The 15,562-nt window shown below is 63.8% G+C and carries 18 protein-coding genes; 7 read left to right on the top strand and 11 right to left on the bottom strand.

Going from position 1 to position 15,562, the window contains the following annotated elements; all coding sequences use genetic code 11:
* The first annotated feature begins 250 nt into the window (after positions 1 to 250).
* The 3 genes from xdhB (at position 251) to EUU22_RS12165 (ending at position 4,706) form a co-directional block, all read left to right on the top strand.
* Complete coding sequence (gene xdhB / locus EUU22_RS12175; RefSeq protein WP_129332251.1) at positions 251 to 2,590, top strand: xanthine dehydrogenase molybdopterin binding subunit; 2,340 nt, start codon at positions 251 to 253, stop codon at positions 2,588 to 2,590.
* A 36-nt stretch (positions 2,591 to 2,626) separates the two neighbouring features.
* Positions 2,627 to 3,427, top strand: coding sequence for a xanthine dehydrogenase accessory protein XdhC (xdhC, locus tag EUU22_RS12170; RefSeq protein ID WP_129332250.1), 801 nt, complete (start codon positions 2,627 to 2,629; stop codon positions 3,425 to 3,427).
* Between the two features lie 334 nt (positions 3,428 to 3,761).
* Positions 3,762 to 4,706, top strand: a complete 945-nt coding sequence (locus tag EUU22_RS12165) for a LysR substrate-binding domain-containing protein (protein WP_129332249.1) — start codon at positions 3,762 to 3,764, stop codon at positions 4,704 to 4,706.
* Here EUU22_RS12165 and EUU22_RS12160 read toward each other — a convergent pair.
* Positions 4,682 to 5,014, bottom strand: a complete 333-nt coding sequence (locus EUU22_RS12160; RefSeq protein ID WP_129332248.1) for a hypothetical protein — start codon at positions 5,012 to 5,014, stop codon at positions 4,682 to 4,684. The two genes, EUU22_RS12165 and EUU22_RS12160, sit on opposite strands and share 25 nt — an antisense overlap.
* A 214-nt stretch (positions 5,015 to 5,228) precedes the next feature.
* Between EUU22_RS12160 and puuD the strand changes: the two genes are divergently transcribed.
* From puuD to EUU22_RS12145, 3 genes are read left to right on the top strand one after another with little or no spacing between them, the layout of a single operon-like run.
* Positions 5,229 to 6,467 (top strand): urate hydroxylase PuuD, encoded by a 1,239-nt coding sequence (gene puuD, locus EUU22_RS12155; protein ID WP_129332247.1) that lies wholly within the window; start codon positions 5,229 to 5,231, stop codon positions 6,465 to 6,467.
* A complete protein-coding gene (gene guaD, locus EUU22_RS12150; RefSeq protein WP_129332246.1) occupies positions 6,464 to 7,783 on the top strand; it encodes a guanine deaminase in 1,320 nt (439 codons plus the stop codon). Before puuD ends, guaD begins: the two co-directional genes overlap by 4 nt.
* A gap of 21 nt (positions 7,784 to 7,804) precedes the next feature.
* Positions 7,805 to 8,245: a potassium channel family protein gene (locus EUU22_RS12145; protein ID WP_129332245.1), complete on the top strand. Its 441-nt coding sequence runs from the start codon at positions 7,805 to 7,807 to the stop codon at positions 8,243 to 8,245.
* 30 nt (positions 8,246 to 8,275) lie between these two features.
* Here the strand turns inward: EUU22_RS12145 and EUU22_RS12140 are convergent, their stop codons facing one another.
* From EUU22_RS12140 to EUU22_RS12115, 6 genes are all read right to left on the bottom strand, one after another.
* Positions 8,276 to 9,016: a metallophosphoesterase family protein gene (locus tag EUU22_RS12140; RefSeq protein WP_129332244.1), complete on the bottom strand. Its 741-nt coding sequence runs from the start codon at positions 9,014 to 9,016 to the stop codon at positions 8,276 to 8,278.
* Positions 9,017 to 9,019: 3 nt separating this feature from the next.
* The gene (gene uraH, locus EUU22_RS12135; RefSeq protein ID WP_129332243.1) at positions 9,020 to 9,376 is read right to left on the bottom strand and encodes a hydroxyisourate hydrolase; all 357 of its coding nucleotides are present in this window, start codon (positions 9,374 to 9,376) and stop codon (positions 9,020 to 9,022) included.
* Positions 9,373 to 9,873, bottom strand: coding sequence for an ureidoglycolate lyase (locus EUU22_RS12130; RefSeq protein WP_129332242.1), 501 nt, complete (start codon positions 9,871 to 9,873; stop codon positions 9,373 to 9,375). The genes uraH and EUU22_RS12130 overlap by 4 nt, the downstream gene beginning before the upstream one ends.
* A gap of 2 nt (positions 9,874 to 9,875) precedes the next feature.
* Positions 9,876 to 10,241: a HepT-like ribonuclease domain-containing protein gene (locus EUU22_RS12125; RefSeq protein ID WP_129332241.1), complete on the bottom strand. Its 366-nt coding sequence runs from the start codon at positions 10,239 to 10,241 to the stop codon at positions 9,876 to 9,878.
* Entirely contained in the window at positions 10,238 to 10,531 is a 294-nt protein-coding gene (locus EUU22_RS12120; protein ID WP_114361235.1) for a nucleotidyltransferase family protein, read from the bottom strand. The genes EUU22_RS12125 and EUU22_RS12120 overlap by 4 nt, the downstream gene beginning before the upstream one ends.
* A 99-nt stretch (positions 10,532 to 10,630) precedes the next feature.
* A complete protein-coding gene (locus EUU22_RS12115; RefSeq protein WP_129332240.1) occupies positions 10,631 to 11,665 on the bottom strand; it encodes a glutamine synthetase beta-grasp domain-containing protein in 1,035 nt (344 codons plus the stop codon).
* A 397-nt stretch (positions 11,666 to 12,062) separates the two neighbouring features.
* Here EUU22_RS12115 and EUU22_RS12110 point away from each other — a divergent pair, with 397 nt between their 5' ends.
* Positions 12,063 to 12,239 (top strand): DUF2735 domain-containing protein, encoded by a 177-nt coding sequence (locus EUU22_RS12110; protein WP_129332239.1) that lies wholly within the window; start codon positions 12,063 to 12,065, stop codon positions 12,237 to 12,239.
* Between the two features lie 18 nt (positions 12,240 to 12,257).
* Here EUU22_RS12110 and alc read toward each other — a convergent pair whose 3' ends face one another.
* From alc to EUU22_RS12090, 4 genes are all read right to left on the bottom strand, one after another.
* Positions 12,258 to 13,280 carry an allantoicase gene (gene alc / locus EUU22_RS12105; RefSeq protein ID WP_129332238.1) on the bottom strand — a complete coding sequence of 341 codons (1,023 nt, stop codon included), beginning with the start codon at positions 13,278 to 13,280 and terminating at the stop codon, positions 12,258 to 12,260.
* A 1-nt stretch (position 13,281) separates the two neighbouring features.
* On the bottom strand, positions 13,282 to 13,782 hold the full coding sequence (gene uraD, locus EUU22_RS12100) for a 2-oxo-4-hydroxy-4-carboxy-5-ureidoimidazoline decarboxylase (protein ID WP_129332237.1): 501 nt from the start codon (positions 13,780 to 13,782) through the stop codon (positions 13,282 to 13,284).
* A 1-nt stretch (position 13,783) separates the two neighbouring features.
* The gene (puuE, locus tag EUU22_RS12095; RefSeq protein WP_129332236.1) at positions 13,784 to 14,707 is read right to left on the bottom strand and encodes an allantoinase PuuE; all 924 of its coding nucleotides are present in this window, start codon (positions 14,705 to 14,707) and stop codon (positions 13,784 to 13,786) included.
* 110 nt (positions 14,708 to 14,817) lie between these two features.
* The gene (locus tag EUU22_RS12090; protein WP_129332235.1) at positions 14,818 to 15,525 is read right to left on the bottom strand and encodes a DUF1045 domain-containing protein; all 708 of its coding nucleotides are present in this window, start codon (positions 15,523 to 15,525) and stop codon (positions 14,818 to 14,820) included.
* Between the last annotated feature and the right edge of the window lie 37 nt (positions 15,526 to 15,562).

Here is a 15,562-nt window from a genome sequence, read left to right as displayed (position 1 = left end):
CACCCCCCTCTGTCGGCTACGCCGACATCTCCCCCACAAGGGGGGAGACGGGCCGCTGCCCACAGCGCGGACTTCGCCGTGAATCTCGGAGCTTCGTCGAGAAGAACTCCCGTACCATTCGCTGAAACACGCACAACGAATTCCCAAGCGCTGGCGATCGTCCAGACGCCAGCCCCGCGCCGATCTCCCCCCTTGTGGGGGAGATGCCCGGCAGGGCAGAGGGGGATAGCCCCGCACGGAGGCCTTTCCCATGCATAAGCCGACCTACGAGACCTACAAATACATCAATGGCCCGATGCATCAGGCCCTGCGCCATGATTCAGCACACAAGCATGTTGCCGGAAGTGCCGAATATATCGACGATATTCCCGAACCCGCTGGCCTGTTGCACGGCGCACTCGGTCTTTCCGACCGCGCCCATGCCGAAATCCTTTCGATCGACCTCTCGGCGGTGAAGGCCTGTCCCGGCGTGGTCTCGGTGCTGACCGGCGCCGACGTGCCGGGCGTCAACGACATCTCCTCCGGCGGCCATCACGACGAGCCGCTGCTGGCGACCGAAGAGGTCCAGTTCCACGGCCAGCCCGTCTTCGCGGTGATCGCGACAACGCGCGACGCCGCCCGCCGCGCCGCCCGGCTTGCGCGCGTTGAATATCGCGACCTGCCGTACTGGACCGATATCGACGGCGCGATCGACAACGGCGCACCGCTCGTCACCGCCGGCATGACGCTCGAACGCGGCACGCCGAAGGCCGAACTCGACAATGCCGAGAACCGACTGATCGGCGAGATGCACATCGGCGGGCAGGAGCATTTCTATCTCGAAGGCCATGTGGCGCTCGCCATTCCCGGCGAGGACGACGAGGTGCAGGTCTGGTCCTCCACCCAGCACCCGTCGGAAATCCAGCACGTCGTCGGCCATGTGCTCGCCATCCCCTCGAATGCCGTCACCGTCCACGTCCGGCGCATGGGCGGCGGCTTCGGCGGCAAGGAAACCCAGGGCGCCCTCTTCGCGGCTCTCGCCGCACTTGCGGCCAAGAAGCTCGGCCGCGCCGTCAAGTTCCGTCCCGACCGGGACGAGGACATGACCATGACCGGCAAGCGCCACGACTTCCGCATGGATTTCGACGTCGCCTTCAACGGCGACGGACGAATCCATGCCCTCGTCGCCAATTTCGCCGCGCGCTGCGGTTACTCGGCCGATCTCTCGGGACCGGTCACCGACCGTGCGCTCTTCCATGCCGACTCGAGCTACTTCTATCCACATGTGAGACTGACCTCGCAACCCTTGAAAACGCATAGTGTTTCCAACACGGCGTTCCGCGGCTTCGGCGGCCCGCAGGGCATGCTTGGCGGCGAGCGGATCATCGAGGAGATCGCCTATGCGCTCGGCAAGGACCCGCTCGAGGTCCGCAAGGCGAATTTCTACGGCGCCCCCGGCTCGGGCCGTGACGTCACGCCCTACCACCAGAAGGTGGAGGACAACATCATCGCCCGCATCGTCGACGAACTCGAACGGAGCTGCGACTATCAGGCCCGGCGCAAGGCGATCATCGACTTCAATGCGGGAAGCCCGGTCATCCGCAAGGGCATCGCGCTGACGCCGGTGAAGTTCGGCATTTCCTTCACCCTGACGGCGTTCAACCAGGCCGGCGCGCTGGTCCACGTCTACCAGGACGGCTCCATCCACCTGAACCACGGCGGCACCGAGATGGGTCAGGGGCTCTACACCAAGGTGGCGCAGGTGCTCGCCGATGCCTTCCAGGTCGACATCGACCGCATCAAGATCACCGCGACGACCACCGGCAAGGTGCCGAACACCTCGGCGACCGCCGCCTCCTCCGGCTCCGATCTCAACGGCATGGCCGCCTATGACGCTGCCCGGCAGATCATGGAGCGGCTCGTCGCCTTCGCCGTCGAGCACTATCAGGTACCCGCGAACGAGGTGGAGTTCCTGCCGAACCGGGTGCGGGTCGGCGATCAGGAAATCCCCTTCCCCGACCTCGTGAAGAAGGCTTACTTCGCCCGCGTCCAGCTTTCGGCCGCCGGCTTCTACAAGACGCCGAAGATCCATTGGGACCGGGCAGCCGGGCGCGGCACGCCCTTTTACTATTTCGCCTATGGTGCGGCCTGCTCGGAAGTGTCGATCGACACGCTGACCGGCGAATACGTGATGGAGCGCACCGACATTCTGCATGACGTCGGCAAGTCGCTCAATCCGGCGATCGACATCGGTCAGATCGAGGGCGGTTTCATCCAGGGCATGGGCTGGCTGACGACGGAAGAGCTCTGGTGGGACGACAAGGGAAGGCTCCGCACCCACGCGCCGTCGACCTACAAGATCCCGCTCGCCTCCGACCGGCCGAAAATCTTCAACACGCGCCTCGCTGAATGGTCCGAGAATGCCGAGCCGACCATCGGCCGCTCCAAGGCGGTCGGCGAACCGCCCCTGATGCTGGCGATCTCGGTGCTCGAAGCGCTCTCCATGGCCATCGCCAGCGTCGCCGACTACAAGGTTTGCCCGCGACTCGACACCCCTGCCACGCCCGAGCGAGTACTGATGGCCGTCGAGCGGCTGAAGGCCGGCGGCTGAGGCATGATCCCCGCGCTGCAGGAGGGGTATCCAAGGATGACATCGCCCTCTCTCCCCGACTTCCTCACCGGCCATCCCGAGCTCGTCCTTGTCGACGTCCGCGAGGCGAAGGGCTCGACCCCGCGCGAGGCCGGGGCGTACATGCTGGTCGCACCCGCAGCGCTATGGGGCACGATCGGCGGCGGGCAGATGGAACTGCTGGCGATCGAGAGGGCGCGCACCATGCTCGCCGAGGGAGACACCGAAGGCGAGATCGACCTGCCGCTCGGCCCGGAGATCGGCCAGTGCTGCGGCGGCCGCGTCGTGATCGACCTGAAACGGCTTAGGGACGAGGAACGTCGCCAGCTTCTCGCCCGCGAAGAGACGGCGCGGAAAGCGCTGCCGCAGGTCTTCGTCTTCGGCGCCGGCCATGTCGGCCTGGCGCTGGCCGCCGCGCTCGCGCCGCTCCCGGTCGCGACCACTGTCGTAGAAACCCGTCCCAAGGCCATCGAAAACCTTCCCCGCGGCGTTGCGGGACGGCTCGCCGCCCTGCCGGAAGCCTTGGTGGCAGAGATCGCCCCGGGTGGTGCGGCGGTGATCCTCACCCACGACCATGCCCTCGATTTCCTGATCGCCCGCGAGGCGCTCGCGCGCGACGATCTCGCCTATGTCGGGATGATCGGTTCGGCAACCAAGCGGGCGACGTTCGAGAGCGCCATGCGGCGTGAGGGTTTCGCTTCGCAACGGCTCGCCCGGCTGGTCCTGCCGATCGGCGGCGACGCGGTCAGGGACAAGCGACCGTCCGTCATCGCCGCCATGGTGGCTGCGGAACTGATAGCTGTTCTTCTCGGGAAGTGACCGCAGCCGTCAGACACTGCGCGGCGGATGGCACAGCAAGGCTGTTCGCAGCTCGTCCGCGCCGCAGGTCGACCTCCGCGGCCGGCGACCGTCGCACAAACCGATATCTCGCAAAAATGAGTCCGGCATCGAACCGACATCAAGCCTGTTGGTGCGTGGACGAAAGAGGCGTCGCAGCAAACCGAGACCGGAGAGACGAAATCTGCGCCCGGCGTCGGTTGAACCTCCAGCCCTATTTTCCGGATCGAGAAGCATTTTTTCGCCCTTCCATTCGTTGGACACGGCCGTAGAATGCGCCCCTGCGCGGTCGCAATCCAATCGAATGATCGTCTGCATGGATCAGGAGAACTTATGCATGAAGATGGCGAGACAGCTTCCGCTGAATGCGCTGCGCGTCTTCGAGGCAGTCGCCCGCCACATGAGCTTCACCCGCGCCGGCGAGGAACTCGGCATGACCCAGACGGCCGTCAGCTACCAGATCAAGCTGCTGGAGGAGAATATCGGCGAGCCGCTCTTCCTGCGCCGGCCGCGGCAGATCACGCTGACTGACACCGGTGCAAGGCTCGCGCCGAAGGTCGGAGATGCCTTCCGCGCCCTGCATGAGGCCGTCGCTGGCGTGCGCAAGTCGAGCGAGGAGATGCTCAACATCCATTGCACGGCGACCTTCGCCGCACGGTGGCTTGCGCGCCATCTCGGCTCGTTCCAGCTCGAAAATCCGACGATCGCCGTGCGGCTCGAAACCTCCCACACGCTGATCGACTTTGCCCGGACCGAGACCGATCTCGCCATCCGCTGGGGCAAGGGTGACTGGCCGGGCTTGCGGCGTCACTTCCTCATGCGCGGCCATTTCACGCCGATGCTGAGCCCGGCGCTCGCGGCAAGCATCGGCGGCATCACGAAGCCCGAGGATTTGCTGAAGCTCAGGATCATCGATCCCATTGACCCCTGGTGGAAGGCCTGGTTTTCGGCCGCGGGTCTTCCCGATGCTGACCTCGCCCACAGACAGAGCAGCAAGCTCGGCGCGCAGGCGTTCGAGGCGGCCGCCGCGATCGCCGGGCACGGAGTCGCGATCCTCACACCGGAATTCTATTCTGACGACGTTGCCCTCGGACGTCTGATGCAGCCTTTCGACATACTGGGCGACGATGGTGGGCATTACTGGCTGGTATACCCGGAAGCGCGGCGCAACTCGCCGAAGATCCGCGCCTTCCGCGAATTCCTCCGCAAGACGGTGCCGACCTTCGACGTCGAAGGTCAGAAACCCATGTCGGGCGCATAAAAGCAGCGCAACGTGTCCTCGTCGGGGAAGAGGCAGAGGTGGTATTCCTCGTCCTGCGAGCGCCGCGCGCCGCCTTGCGGTAACTTGAAATCGTGACGCCGGGTCACCAGCCGATGGTCCCCCGGCCCGACCGTTATCTCGTAGCCGTTCGGCGTCACCCTGACGCTCGTCGACGGGATCGTCTGGCAGTCCCCACTCGCATGATCGCCGTTGCAGCAGAAGGCGTCATAGGACCAGCCGGTTGCAGCGTCGTGGGCATAGGCCGGCAGCGCAAGGATCATCATAAGCCACGCCGGAAGACTGCGCATGTCCTACGCTCCTTCTCCTGCCCTCGGGCAGGCGGGTGAAAAGCCGCGACGGCGCAATCGTGCCGCACAGCGTTGTTCCCTGAAGCTCGTAACGGAACGAGCGCAGCTAAGTTCCCGTGGACCGAGGCGCGACACGGGCTTCACCCCTTCCCTCGCCTCGCCTTTTTCTGCAATCTGCCGACTCGGGAGGCCGGTTCTCCATGAGGGGTTGTCGATGTATGAATTCGCCATTGCCTGGGAATGGCTGTCGTTTGCGGCGCGCTGGTTGCATCTGGCCACGGCGATCGCGTGGATCGGGTCGTCCTTCTATTTCATCGCGCTCGACCTCGGCCTGGTGAAGCGCCCCCATCTGCCGGTCGGCGCCTATGGCGAGGAATGGCAGGTTCATGGCGGCGGCTTCTACCACATCCAGAAATACCTGGTCGCGCCGGCCACGATGCCGGAGCACCTGACCTGGTTCAAATGGGAGTCCTACGCCACCTGGCTGTCCGGCTTCGCGATGCTCTGCATCGTCTACTACGGCGGCGCCGACCTCTTCCTCATCGATCGCCACGTGCTCGATCTCACCCAGTGGCAGGCGATCGGCCTTTCCGTCGGGTCGCTCGCGGTCGGCTGGATCATCTACGACCTTCTCTGCAAGTCGCCGCTCGGCAGGAACATCTGGGGTCTGATGGCGCTGCTCTATGTCGCGCTGGTCGCCATGGCCTGGGGGTATACGCAGGTCTTTACCGGCCGCGCAGCCTTCCTGCATCTCGGCGCCTTCACCGCGACGATCATGTCGGCCAACGTCTTCTTCATCATCATCCCGAACCAGAAGATCGTCGTCGCCGACCTGATCGCTGGCCGCACGCCCGACCCGAAATACGGCGTCATCGCCAAGCAGCGCTCGCTGCACAACAACTACCTGACGCTGCCCGTCATCTTCTTCATGCTGTCGAACCACTATCCGCTGGCCTTCGCCACGGCCTACAACTGGGTGATCGCAGCGCTGGTCTTCCTGATGGGCGTCACCATCCGGCACTGGTTCAACACCGTGCATGCCCGCAAGGGCCGCCCGCTCTGGACCTGGATGCTGACGACGGTGATCTTCATTGTGATCATGTGGCTCTCGACCGTGCAGAAGCCGCCGGCGGAGGGCGAGGAAAGTTCGGTTGCGCCCGCTTACCGGCAGTTTGCCGAAAACGCACATTTCTCCGCCGCGCGCGACGTCGTCCAGTCGCGCTGCTCCATGTGCCATGCAGAGCAGCCCGTATGGGAAGGGATCCCGCGGCCGCCGAAGGGCGTTAGGCTTGAAACGGATGCGGACATCGCGGCCCATGCACGGGAAATCTACTTGCAGGCGGGACGCACCCATGCCATGCCGCCCGGCAACATAACAGAGGTGAGCGGCGAGGAACGCGCGCTGCTCGTCGCATGGTTCGAAAGCGCCGTGGAGGAAAACAGGACCCGATGAACGACAGGACGATTATCCGCGGCCGGCTTCTCTCCTTTCTCCGCAAACCGGAATCGGCGAGCGACGAAGGTTGCTATCGTTACGAGAACGACGGCGCGCTCGTCATCGAGAACGGACGGATCGTCGCCTGCGGCGCCTATGCAGCGGTGAGGGACAAGGCGCCGGAGGGGACGCGCGAAATCGACCACCGCCCGCATCTCCTAATGCCCGGCTTCATCGACACCCACCTGCACTTCCCGCAGATGCAGGTGATCGGTTCTTATGCCGGCGGCCTGCTCGAATGGTTGAACACCTACACCTTCCCGGAGGAGCGCCGTTTCGCCGACGCCGCCCATGCCGGACGGATCGCGACCGAGTTCTTCGACGAACTGCTGAGGAACGGCACGACGACCGCGGTCGCGTACTGCACCGTCCACAAGACCTCCGCCGATGCCTATTTCGCCGAGAGCCTGAAGCGCGGCATGCTGATGCTCGGCGGCAAGGTGATGATGGACCGCAATGCCCCGGAAGGTCTCCTCGACACGCCGGAACAGGCTTACGAGGAAACGAAGGCGGTCATCGCCGGCTGGCATGGCCGCGGCCGCAACCACGTGGTGATCACGCCGCGCTTTGCCATCACCTCGACGCCGGAACAGATGGAGGCCGCCCGCACGCTGGCCGGCGAATTCCCGGACCTCCACATCCAGACCCATCTCTCGGAAAACCACGACGAGATCCGCTACACCTGCGAGCTCTTCCCCGAGGCGAAGGACTATACGGACATCTACGCCCGCTACGGCCTGCTCGGACCGAAGAGCCTGTTCGGACACGCGATCCATCTCTCCGAGCGCGAGGCGGACGCGATGAGCGAAACCCGCTCGGTCGCGGTGCACTGCCCGACCTCCAACCTCTTTCTCGGCTCCGGGCTCTTTCCCTGGCGGACATACGAGCGGCGCGGCAAGCCGCTCAGGATCGCGGTCGCGACCGATGTCGGCGGCGGCACGAGCTATTCCATGTTCGCGACCATGGCCGAGGCCTACAAGATCCAGCAATTGCTGGGCGAGCGCCTCAATCCGCTCGAGAGCTTCTACCACATGACGCTCGGCAATGCGGAGGCCCTGTCGCTCTCCGATCGGATCGGCACACTGGAACCAGGCACCGACGCCGACTTCATCGTCCTCGATGCCGCCGCCACGCCGGTGATGAAGCTCCGGATGGAAACGGTGAGCACGGTCACGGAAGAACTGTTCCTCCTGCAAACGCTCGGCGACGACCGCTCCGTCGTCGAGGCCTATGTGGCTGGCAGACCGATGAAACAGTCGCTGTCGCCAGCCTGAACCATCCCCTGGAGATCAATCATGGCCTGGCTGATGCTGAACCTCTTCGTCGGAACCGTGATGATCTCCCTGAACGTGGTCATCCACAGTTTCGGATTGATCTGGGTGACCCACGCCATGGGCTGGATCACCGATCGCTGGAGACTGCATGGTCACCGCAGCCACATGATCGCGATGAACAGCGTCGTCATCGGCGTCTTCGCGGTCCTGACCTGTGAGGTCTGGCTGTGGGCGCTCTGCTACGAACTGTTAGGAATCATGTCCGACTTTCCGACAGCACTCTATTTTTCGACGATTACCTTCGCCACCGTCGGCTACGGCGACATCGTCGCCCATTCCGACTGGCGCATGCTCACGGCTCTGGAAGGGGTGTGCGGCTTTCTGCTGATCGGTTGGTCGACGGCCTACCTCGTCGCCGCCGGCATCCGCGTCGGCCCGTTCCGCTCGGGTGAACACTTCTGAGGGGAAGCGCCGTAGACCGCGCTCTTCCTGCTACCGGATGAAGCCCGTGGCGAGAGCGCTCGCCCAGTCCGGCCGTCCATTCGCGGCGGCGAGCTCCGCCATCGCCATGTGATCGTAGGGCACCTGCCGGAACGCAACCGCCCAGGCATCGCCGCGCTTCTCGCAGACGGCGTAACAGGCATGCACGTTGCGGGCCTCGACCTTGTGCGGATAGGGCCGATCGTCGGTATAGGCCGGGCAGCCGATGCTGCCGGGATTGACGACGAGGCGCCCGTCCGAAAGGCGCACGGTGCGGGGCAGATGGGTGTGGCCGCAGAGAATGAGCGGCTGTGAAACGCCCGCCGCCCACGCTTCGATTTCGGTAGCCGGACGCGACACGACGTGCCCTTCGGACGTAACCGTCTCCAGCCAGTACGTGCTGTCGTCCTTCGGCGTCGCGTGACAGAGATAGACCTCGTCCCGCCAGACCATGTCGAACGGCAAGTCCCTGATCCAGTCCCGACCGCGCTCGTCGAGCTGCCGGAAAGCGTGAGCGTCCGACGGTCCCATCGCCTCCACCGACTGCTCGACGAGGTAGCGGTCATGGTTGCCGCGCACGGTCGGAAGACCCAGTCCGAGCAGGACTTCTGCCGTTTTCCCGGCCTCCAGAGGTCCGGAAAAGCAATCGCCGAGATTGACGATCGCGTCGATACCGAGCCGGCGGATATCCTCCAGCACCGCCTCGAGGGCGAGATGATTGCCGTGGATGTCGGCGATCACGGCGAAGATCATCGCTCAGCTGCCCCGGTAGGTCGAATATCCGTAGGGCGAAAGGAGGAGCGGGACATGGTAGTGCGCCTGCGGATCGCAGACGCCGAACCGGATCGGTATCACGTCGAGGAAGGGGGGAACCGTCAGCGGCGCGCCCTGTCCGTGCAGATAGTCGCCGGCATGGAAGAGCAGTTCATACTGGCCAACCTTGAAATCCTCGCCGGAAAGGATCGCACCTCCGTCGATGCGTCCGTCCGCATTCGTGAACACGGTACAGATGATCTCCGCCTCCTCGCCGTTCATGCGAAGCAACTGGATCTTCATGCCCTCGGCAGGCTTTCCAAGCGCGGTGTCGAGAACATGGGTGGTGAGACCAGTCATAAATGCGGCTCCAGAATCGTGAACGGGGTATCGAAGAAGTATTCTTGCAGATTGTTGCCGGGCCCGTCGCGGTCGACGACGAGAAAATCGCTCACGGCTCCCACGGCGATCAGTGGATGGTGCCACACATTGCGGCGATAGTTGACGCCCTGGTCCGGCCGCGCGAGAAAAACCTGCGGGCACCCCGGCCTTCCATCCTCGTCGGATGAAACGGCGACGAGAAAGGGCCGTCCGGAAAGCGGAGAAAAGCTCTGGCTGCCGAGGGGATGACGCTCCATCATGCCGATTTCGTAAGGGAAGGCGCGCGGCTGCCCACGGAAGATGTTGACGATCACCCGTGCACCCTCGCCCGCGACGTCCGGCGAAAACAGTGCGTGGAAGCGTTCCGTCGTGCCGCCGTTGATGAGACGCATGGTCGAGGGATCGGCCTCGATCACCTCACCGAAGGGCGCGAAGGCTTCGGCAGTGAGAGGCTGGACCGTGAGGGCCTGAGACAATCCTATTCCCCTTGCGCGGATCGGTTGAGAATGCCGTCCAGCGTCGCGGCCAAAGCCGGCGCCTCGACGAGAGCGGCCTCGTATACCACACGTAGATTGACCGAAAGATAACCGTGCGCCATGCGGTTTCTCATACCGCGCATAGCCGTCCAGGGTATATCCGGGTGCTCGGCGACAAATTCGGGAGCCTTCGCTGTCACCTGGCTTGCGGCTTCCGCGACGATGAGCAGGATCATGCCGATGGCCCGCTGCAGCACCAGATCACGCTCGAACTCTTCGAACGACCGGTCTCCCAGCATCTGCCTGGCCTCGCCGGCAGCCTGCCTCATCTCCCGCAGCAGTAACGGCAGGCGTTCTGAGGCATTCATACCGGTCTCGCCTCGGCTAATACTCGCGATCGGATCTCCGGTGGGAGATCACCTGGGGTAAGGAGATTCACAGGGACGCCCTGCAGAAGGTCTTCCAGCGCCGACTGTAGTCCCCCGAGAGTAAACAACGTAGAGCCCGGAAGATCGTCTACCAGAATATCGAGATCACTGTCCGGCCGATCCTCCCCGCGGGCAACCGAGCCGAAGACACGCGGGTTCGCCGCGTTGAAGCGCTTCGTCGCTTCGCGGATCGCCTGCCTGTTCTTCTCCAATGCTTCCGAGGGGCGCATCGCTTTGTCTCCTTTCGCCAATATAGCGAAGGCCCGCGCAAACGAAAACAGCGCCGGCTTTCGCCGGCGCTGCCGCAATGTCAGTTCGTTCGTCGGGCTTCAGGCCGCGGCAGAAGCCGCCAGCGGAACTTCCGAGATCGTCTTCAGAACCTGCGAGGCGATCGCATAGGGGTCGCCCTGGGAGTTCGGACGGCGGTCTTCGAGATAGCCGCGGTAGCCGTTGTTGACGAAGGAATGCGGAACGCGGATCGAGGCGCCGCGGTCGGCAATACCGTAGGAGAACTTGTTCCACGGAGCCGTCTCGTGCTTGCCGGTCAGACGCAGGTGGTTGTCCGGACCGTAAACGTCGATGTGCTCCTTCCAGTTCTTGGCAAAGGCAGCCATGAGGGCTTCGAAGTATTCCTTGCCGCCCACTTCGCGCATGTACTTGGTCGAGAAGTTGCAGTGCATGCCCGAGCCGTTCCAGTCGGTGTCGCCGAGCGGCTTGCAGTGGAACTCGACGTCGATGCCGTACTTTTCGCAGAGGCGGAGAAGCAGGTAGCGTGCCATCCAGATCTGGTCGGCAGCCTTCTTGGAGCCCTTGCCGAAAACCTGGAATTCCCACTGGCCCTTGGCCACTTCGGCATTGATGCCTTCGTGGTTGATGCCGGCGGCGAGGCAGAGGTCGAGGTGCTCTTCGACGATCTCGCGGGCGATCGCACCGACGTTCTTGTAGCCGACGCCGGTGTAATACGGGCCCTGCGGCGCCGGGAAGCCCTGTTCCGGGAAACCGAGCGGACGGCCGTTTTCGTAGAAGAAGTATTCCTGTTCGAAGCCGAACCAGGCGTCCTCGTCATCAAGAATGGTGGCACGGCTGTTCGACGGATGCGGCGTGACGCCATCCGGCATCATGACTTCGCACATGACGAGAACGCCGTTCGTGCGGGCCGGATCCGGATAGACGGCGACGGGCTTCAGCACGCAGTCGGAGCTGTGACCTTCGGCCTGCATCGTCGAGGAGCCGTCGAAACCCCAGAGCGGGAGCTGTTCGAGGGTGGGGAAGCTGTCGAATTCCTTGACCTGCGTCTTGCCGCGCAGGCTCGCTACCGGCTTGTAACCGTCGAGCCAGATATACTCGAGTTTGTACTTGGTCATCCTTGGTCTCTCTTCAGTGGGCACTCATCCGACGTCGACAAAGGTGGAACCTCCGGGCGACGCCATTCCGCCTCAAAGAAAGCAGGAACCGTGCCAACTGCGGTCGAGCACGCGCGGACCGGCACGTTTTGTCGCAGGCGCGGGCGTAAAGGCCGGCCCGAAATATGAAGATTCCTTAACAATTTCGGTTCGCCTCATGGAGGCTGACCTGCCTCACTTTTAACCGCCGGCGCGAGAACGCGGTGATGAATTCATGCCCAGCATCGTTTTTGACGCAAAAGCGCCTAAACTTTAGGCATATAGCACATTTGATGTGCATTCCGCTTTCAAAGCTGCTAGAAACAAATCATCGTGCTCGGGCGTTCCCGGTGCACGATGGAAAACGAGAGGCAGCAGTATGGCGACGAACATCGTTCGGGAATCTGCGAAGATCTACGAGTTCCCGGTTCGCAACATCCAGAGGCTGAAGGACGCGCAGGAGAACCGCCCCCGTCCGCTGATCTACGACAGCGGCTGCGGTAGCTGGTATCACGAGGAAGCGATCCGCGAAGAAGAAGAGGCGCGCAAGCAATAGCGCGCCCCGGATTCCAAATCAGGCCTTCACACCGAAAAGCCGCAGGCGCATGACGCCGCCGTCGGGATGCATGGCGAAGCGCACATGGGTAACCGGCCCGATATCGGTGATCGCCTCGCCGGCATACTCGTGGACCTTATCCATCTCCAGCTTCTGGCGGGAAAGAACCGGCTTCCAGGCCTCCGACGCCGCAATGTCGGCTTCCGACAGCGTGTCGCCGAGCTCGGGCAGATAGGCGCCGAGCAATTCGCATGTGTCGGGATAGTTTCCCTTGAAGAAGTGCGTGTCGACGACCACCCGGCGTATGATGCCGGGATGGCCGAGGCGGATCACCGCCCAGTCGTGACCCGGCCCGCGGCGGCGCTTGGTCTCCCAGCCGTCGCCCATGTTGAGGCCGCGCCCCGGTTCGAGCATCTTGTCGGGATGGCCGTAATGGGCATCCGACCAGGCCAGCGATTTGGCTCCGTGAAAGATGTAGGCGAGATCAATCTCCTCGTCCGCGCCGACCTTCGACCAGTCGAAAAAGGCCGTCCCGTAGACCCGCAACCGGGCAATGCCGCCGTCGGGATAGATGTGCAGGCGAAGATGCGTCCACACCCGCTCCCGATCGGCATTCGCGAAGAAGTGCTGCGCCGAAGGGCCGAGCGGGCTCTTCGGCAGAAGCTCGGTCCATTCGGTCGCGTCCGTCGGATCGCCGTCCGCCACGTAGGCGGCCTCGATCGAGCAGTGCGGCGGATAATTGCCGGTAAAGAAGTGCGTGTCGACGTCGAAGCCGGCGATACGACCCGGCATGGCAAGCCGGATAACCGACCAGTCGTGGCCGGGCACGCGCTTGCGGCGGCTCTCCCAGCCGTCCATGTATTTGCCGTTGTCGTCGTAGAGTTCTGGATCGAAGCTTGCCGGCACGTCGTTCAGCATGCGCTCCAGCGGCGCGAAGAACGCGTCGGTCGCATAGACGCCCTTCGCTCCGAGGCCGGCCGAGGCAAGGTTGACGCAGCCTGCCGCGAAATCCGGCAGGAGGACGGTCGAAATTTCGGGCATGTCAGTCGTTCTCCGGAATGAGACTTTCGAGGCGAAGCCGGGCGATCTTCTCGACCTGCGCACAGGCGGTCTCGAATTCCTGCTCGCGGCTGTTGGCGATGCGGGTTTCGAAGGCGGACAGGATGTCGTCCCTGCTCAGCCCCTTCACGGCAATAATGAAGGGAAAGCCGAACTTTTCCGTATACGCCTCGTTGAGCGCGGTGAAACGGGCGTGCTCCGCCGGCGACAGCCGGTCGAGGCCGGCGCCGGCCTGTTCCCTGCGACTGTCCTCGGTCAGTTCGCCGGCGATCGCCAGCCGCCCCGCGAGGTCCGGGTGGGCGCGCAAGACATCGAGCCGTTCCGCGTCGCTCGCGGCACGGAATGCCGTGCACATCGCCGCGTGCACGCTGGCGGCGGTGAAAGGTTCGCGAATGGCTCCGGCCTCGAAGGCACGCTCGGCTATGAAGGGCGAATGTTCGAACACGCCGCCGAAGCGCGAGATAAAGTCGTCTCGGGTCACCATGTCAGATGCTGTCCGGCTTGTGGTGTTCGTGCCAATGACGGGCGATCTCGATCCGCCGCGGCACCCAGACCTTCTCGTGCGAGAGCACATAGTCGATGAAGCGGGCGAGCGCCGCGGCGCGGCCCGGTCGTCCGACGAGACGGCAGTGCAGACCGACATTCATCATCTTCGGCGCACCGTTCTTTCCTTCTTCGTAGAGCACGTCGAAGGCGTCCTTCAGATAGGTGAAGAACTGGTCGCCGGAATTGAAGCCCTGCGGCGTCGCGAACCGCATGTCGTTGGTTTCGAGCGTATAGGGAATGATGAGGAAGGGCTTTCCGTCCACGCCCTTCACCCAATAGGGCAGATCGTCGGCATAGCTGTCGGAGGAATAGAGGAAGCCGCCCTCCTCCATGACGAGCCTGAGCGTGTTTTCAGAAGGCTTGCCCTGGTACATGCCGAGCGGATGCGAACCGGTCAGTTCCTTGTGAAGGCGCACCGCCTCGAGAATGTGTTGGCGCTCGACCTCCTCCGGAAAGTCCTTGTATTCGAGCCAGCGGTAGCCGTGGCTGGCGATCTCCCAGCCGGCTTCCTTCATGGCAGCGACCGCTTCCGGATTGCGCGCCATCGCGAGCGTCACGCCGTAGACGGTCACCGGCACCTTGCGCTCGGTGAACATCCGCCAGAGCCGCCAGAAGCCGGCCCGCGAGCCGTATTCGTAGATCGATTCCATGTTGAGGTTGCGCTGACCCGGCCAGGGCTGCGCACCGACGATTTCGGAAAGCAGGTTTTCGGACGCCGGGTCGCCGTCGAGGATCGAGCTTTCGCCGCCCTCCTCGTAATTGACCACGAACTGCACGGCAATGCGGGCATCGTTCGGCCATTTCGGATCGGGAGCGGTGCGGCCGTAGCCGACGAGATCCCGCGGATAATCGTCCTTCAGCATCAAATCACCTTCGTCATGCGGATGCCGAACGGTAAGCATGGAGACCGGCGATGTCGAGACGGAAAAGACGACGCATGCTGCAGCGCCACATCAACGATCGCGACAGGCCGTCAGGCGATCTTGCGTACCGAAATCCGGCCGAGCGGGTGCAGCGAATGCACCTGGAAGGGCGCGCCCGGCTCGCGCTCGACGAAGAGCGCGAGATTGGCGACCACCGGCCGCTCCTGCAGCACCGGATCGAAATGGTGGCGAAGCGCCGCCTCCACCCTCTGAAAATCCTTGCCGAGCAGAGGTCCCGTCAACGTCATGTGAAAGCGGAACTCGTCCATCACGTAAGGGTGGCCCCAGCGGTGGAGATTGGCAAGCTGCGATGCCGACAGTCCTTCCGGGCTGCGACGCTCGATCTCCGCCTCGCTGAACGGCGCACGGAAGGCATCGAATTCCTGGACGACAGAGGCCGCGAGGTGGTCGAGCGGCGGGCAGGTCCTCGAGAGCAGGAGGCCATAGAAATCGCCGAGCCGGGCGACCTCCAGCCGCGGCAGCGCGACCGGCTCGATGCTGCCGGCAAACCGCATGAGACGGTTGAGAAGCGACGATTCGGTCTGCCCCTCCGCCAGCCGGAACGGCGCCTTGAAGGTCGCATGGAAGCCGGTGCGGCGCGGCAGCGCCGTGTGGAAGGCGATCTCGTGCAGGCCGAGACCGGGCACGACCGGATGATCGACCGGAAGGCCGCTGAAGACGTTCCGTCCGAGCCAGACCGACGCGGCATGAGTCAGGGCATCGCCCGGGGGCGGCGTGAAATAGATCGCATACCGCATCGCAACTTCTCCGCGTGGCGTCCTGGCGACGCATTTT

The sequence above is a fragment of the Ciceribacter ferrooxidans genome, assembly GCF_004137355.1.
GTDB lineage: Bacteria > Pseudomonadota > Alphaproteobacteria > Rhizobiales > Rhizobiaceae > Allorhizobium > Allorhizobium ferrooxidans.
The sequence above is the reverse complement of the archived record's forward strand: the minus strand, read 5'-3'. Positions and strand labels throughout refer to the sequence as shown.

Bases quoted from the DNA above. Each gene is read 5' to 3' on its own strand.
- xdhB (WP_129332251.1), top strand. From the start codon at position 251: ATGCATAAGCCGACCTACGAGACCTACAAATACATCAATGGCCCGATG.
- xdhC (WP_129332250.1), top strand. From the start codon at position 2,627: ATGACATCGCCCTCTCTCCCCGACTTCCTCACCGGCCATCCCGAGCTC.
- EUU22_RS12165 (WP_129332249.1), top strand. From the start codon at position 3,762: ATGGATCAGGAGAACTTATGCATGAAGATGGCGAGACAGCTTCCGCTG.
- EUU22_RS12160 (WP_129332248.1), bottom strand. From the start codon at position 5,014: ATGCGCAGTCTTCCGGCGTGGCTTATGATGATCCTTGCGCTGCCGGCC.
- puuD (WP_129332247.1), top strand. From the start codon at position 5,229: ATGTATGAATTCGCCATTGCCTGGGAATGGCTGTCGTTTGCGGCGCGC.
- guaD (WP_129332246.1), top strand. From the start codon at position 6,464: ATGAACGACAGGACGATTATCCGCGGCCGGCTTCTCTCCTTTCTCCGC.
- EUU22_RS12145 (WP_129332245.1), top strand. From the start codon at position 7,805: ATGGCCTGGCTGATGCTGAACCTCTTCGTCGGAACCGTGATGATCTCC.
- EUU22_RS12140 (WP_129332244.1), bottom strand. From the start codon at position 9,016: ATGATCTTCGCCGTGATCGCCGACATCCACGGCAATCATCTCGCCCTC.
- uraH (WP_129332243.1), bottom strand. From the start codon at position 9,376: ATGACTGGTCTCACCACCCATGTTCTCGACACCGCGCTTGGAAAGCCT.
- EUU22_RS12125 (WP_129332241.1), bottom strand. From the start codon at position 10,241: ATGAATGCCTCAGAACGCCTGCCGTTACTGCTGCGGGAGATGAGGCAG.
- EUU22_RS12120 (WP_114361235.1), bottom strand. From the start codon at position 10,531: ATGCGCCCCTCGGAAGCATTGGAGAAGAACAGGCAGGCGATCCGCGAA.
- EUU22_RS12115 (WP_129332240.1), bottom strand. From the start codon at position 11,665: ATGACCAAGTACAAACTCGAGTATATCTGGCTCGACGGTTACAAGCCG.
- EUU22_RS12110 (WP_129332239.1), top strand. From the start codon at position 12,063: ATGGCGACGAACATCGTTCGGGAATCTGCGAAGATCTACGAGTTCCCG.
- alc (WP_129332238.1), bottom strand. From the start codon at position 13,280: ATGCCCGAAATTTCGACCGTCCTCCTGCCGGATTTCGCGGCAGGCTGC.
- uraD (WP_129332237.1), bottom strand. From the start codon at position 13,782: ATGGTGACCCGAGACGACTTTATCTCGCGCTTCGGCGGCGTGTTCGAA.
- puuE (WP_129332236.1), bottom strand. From the start codon at position 14,707: ATGCTGAAGGACGATTATCCGCGGGATCTCGTCGGCTACGGCCGCACC.
- EUU22_RS12090 (WP_129332235.1), bottom strand. From the start codon at position 15,525: ATGCGGTATGCGATCTATTTCACGCCGCCCCCGGGCGATGCCCTGACT.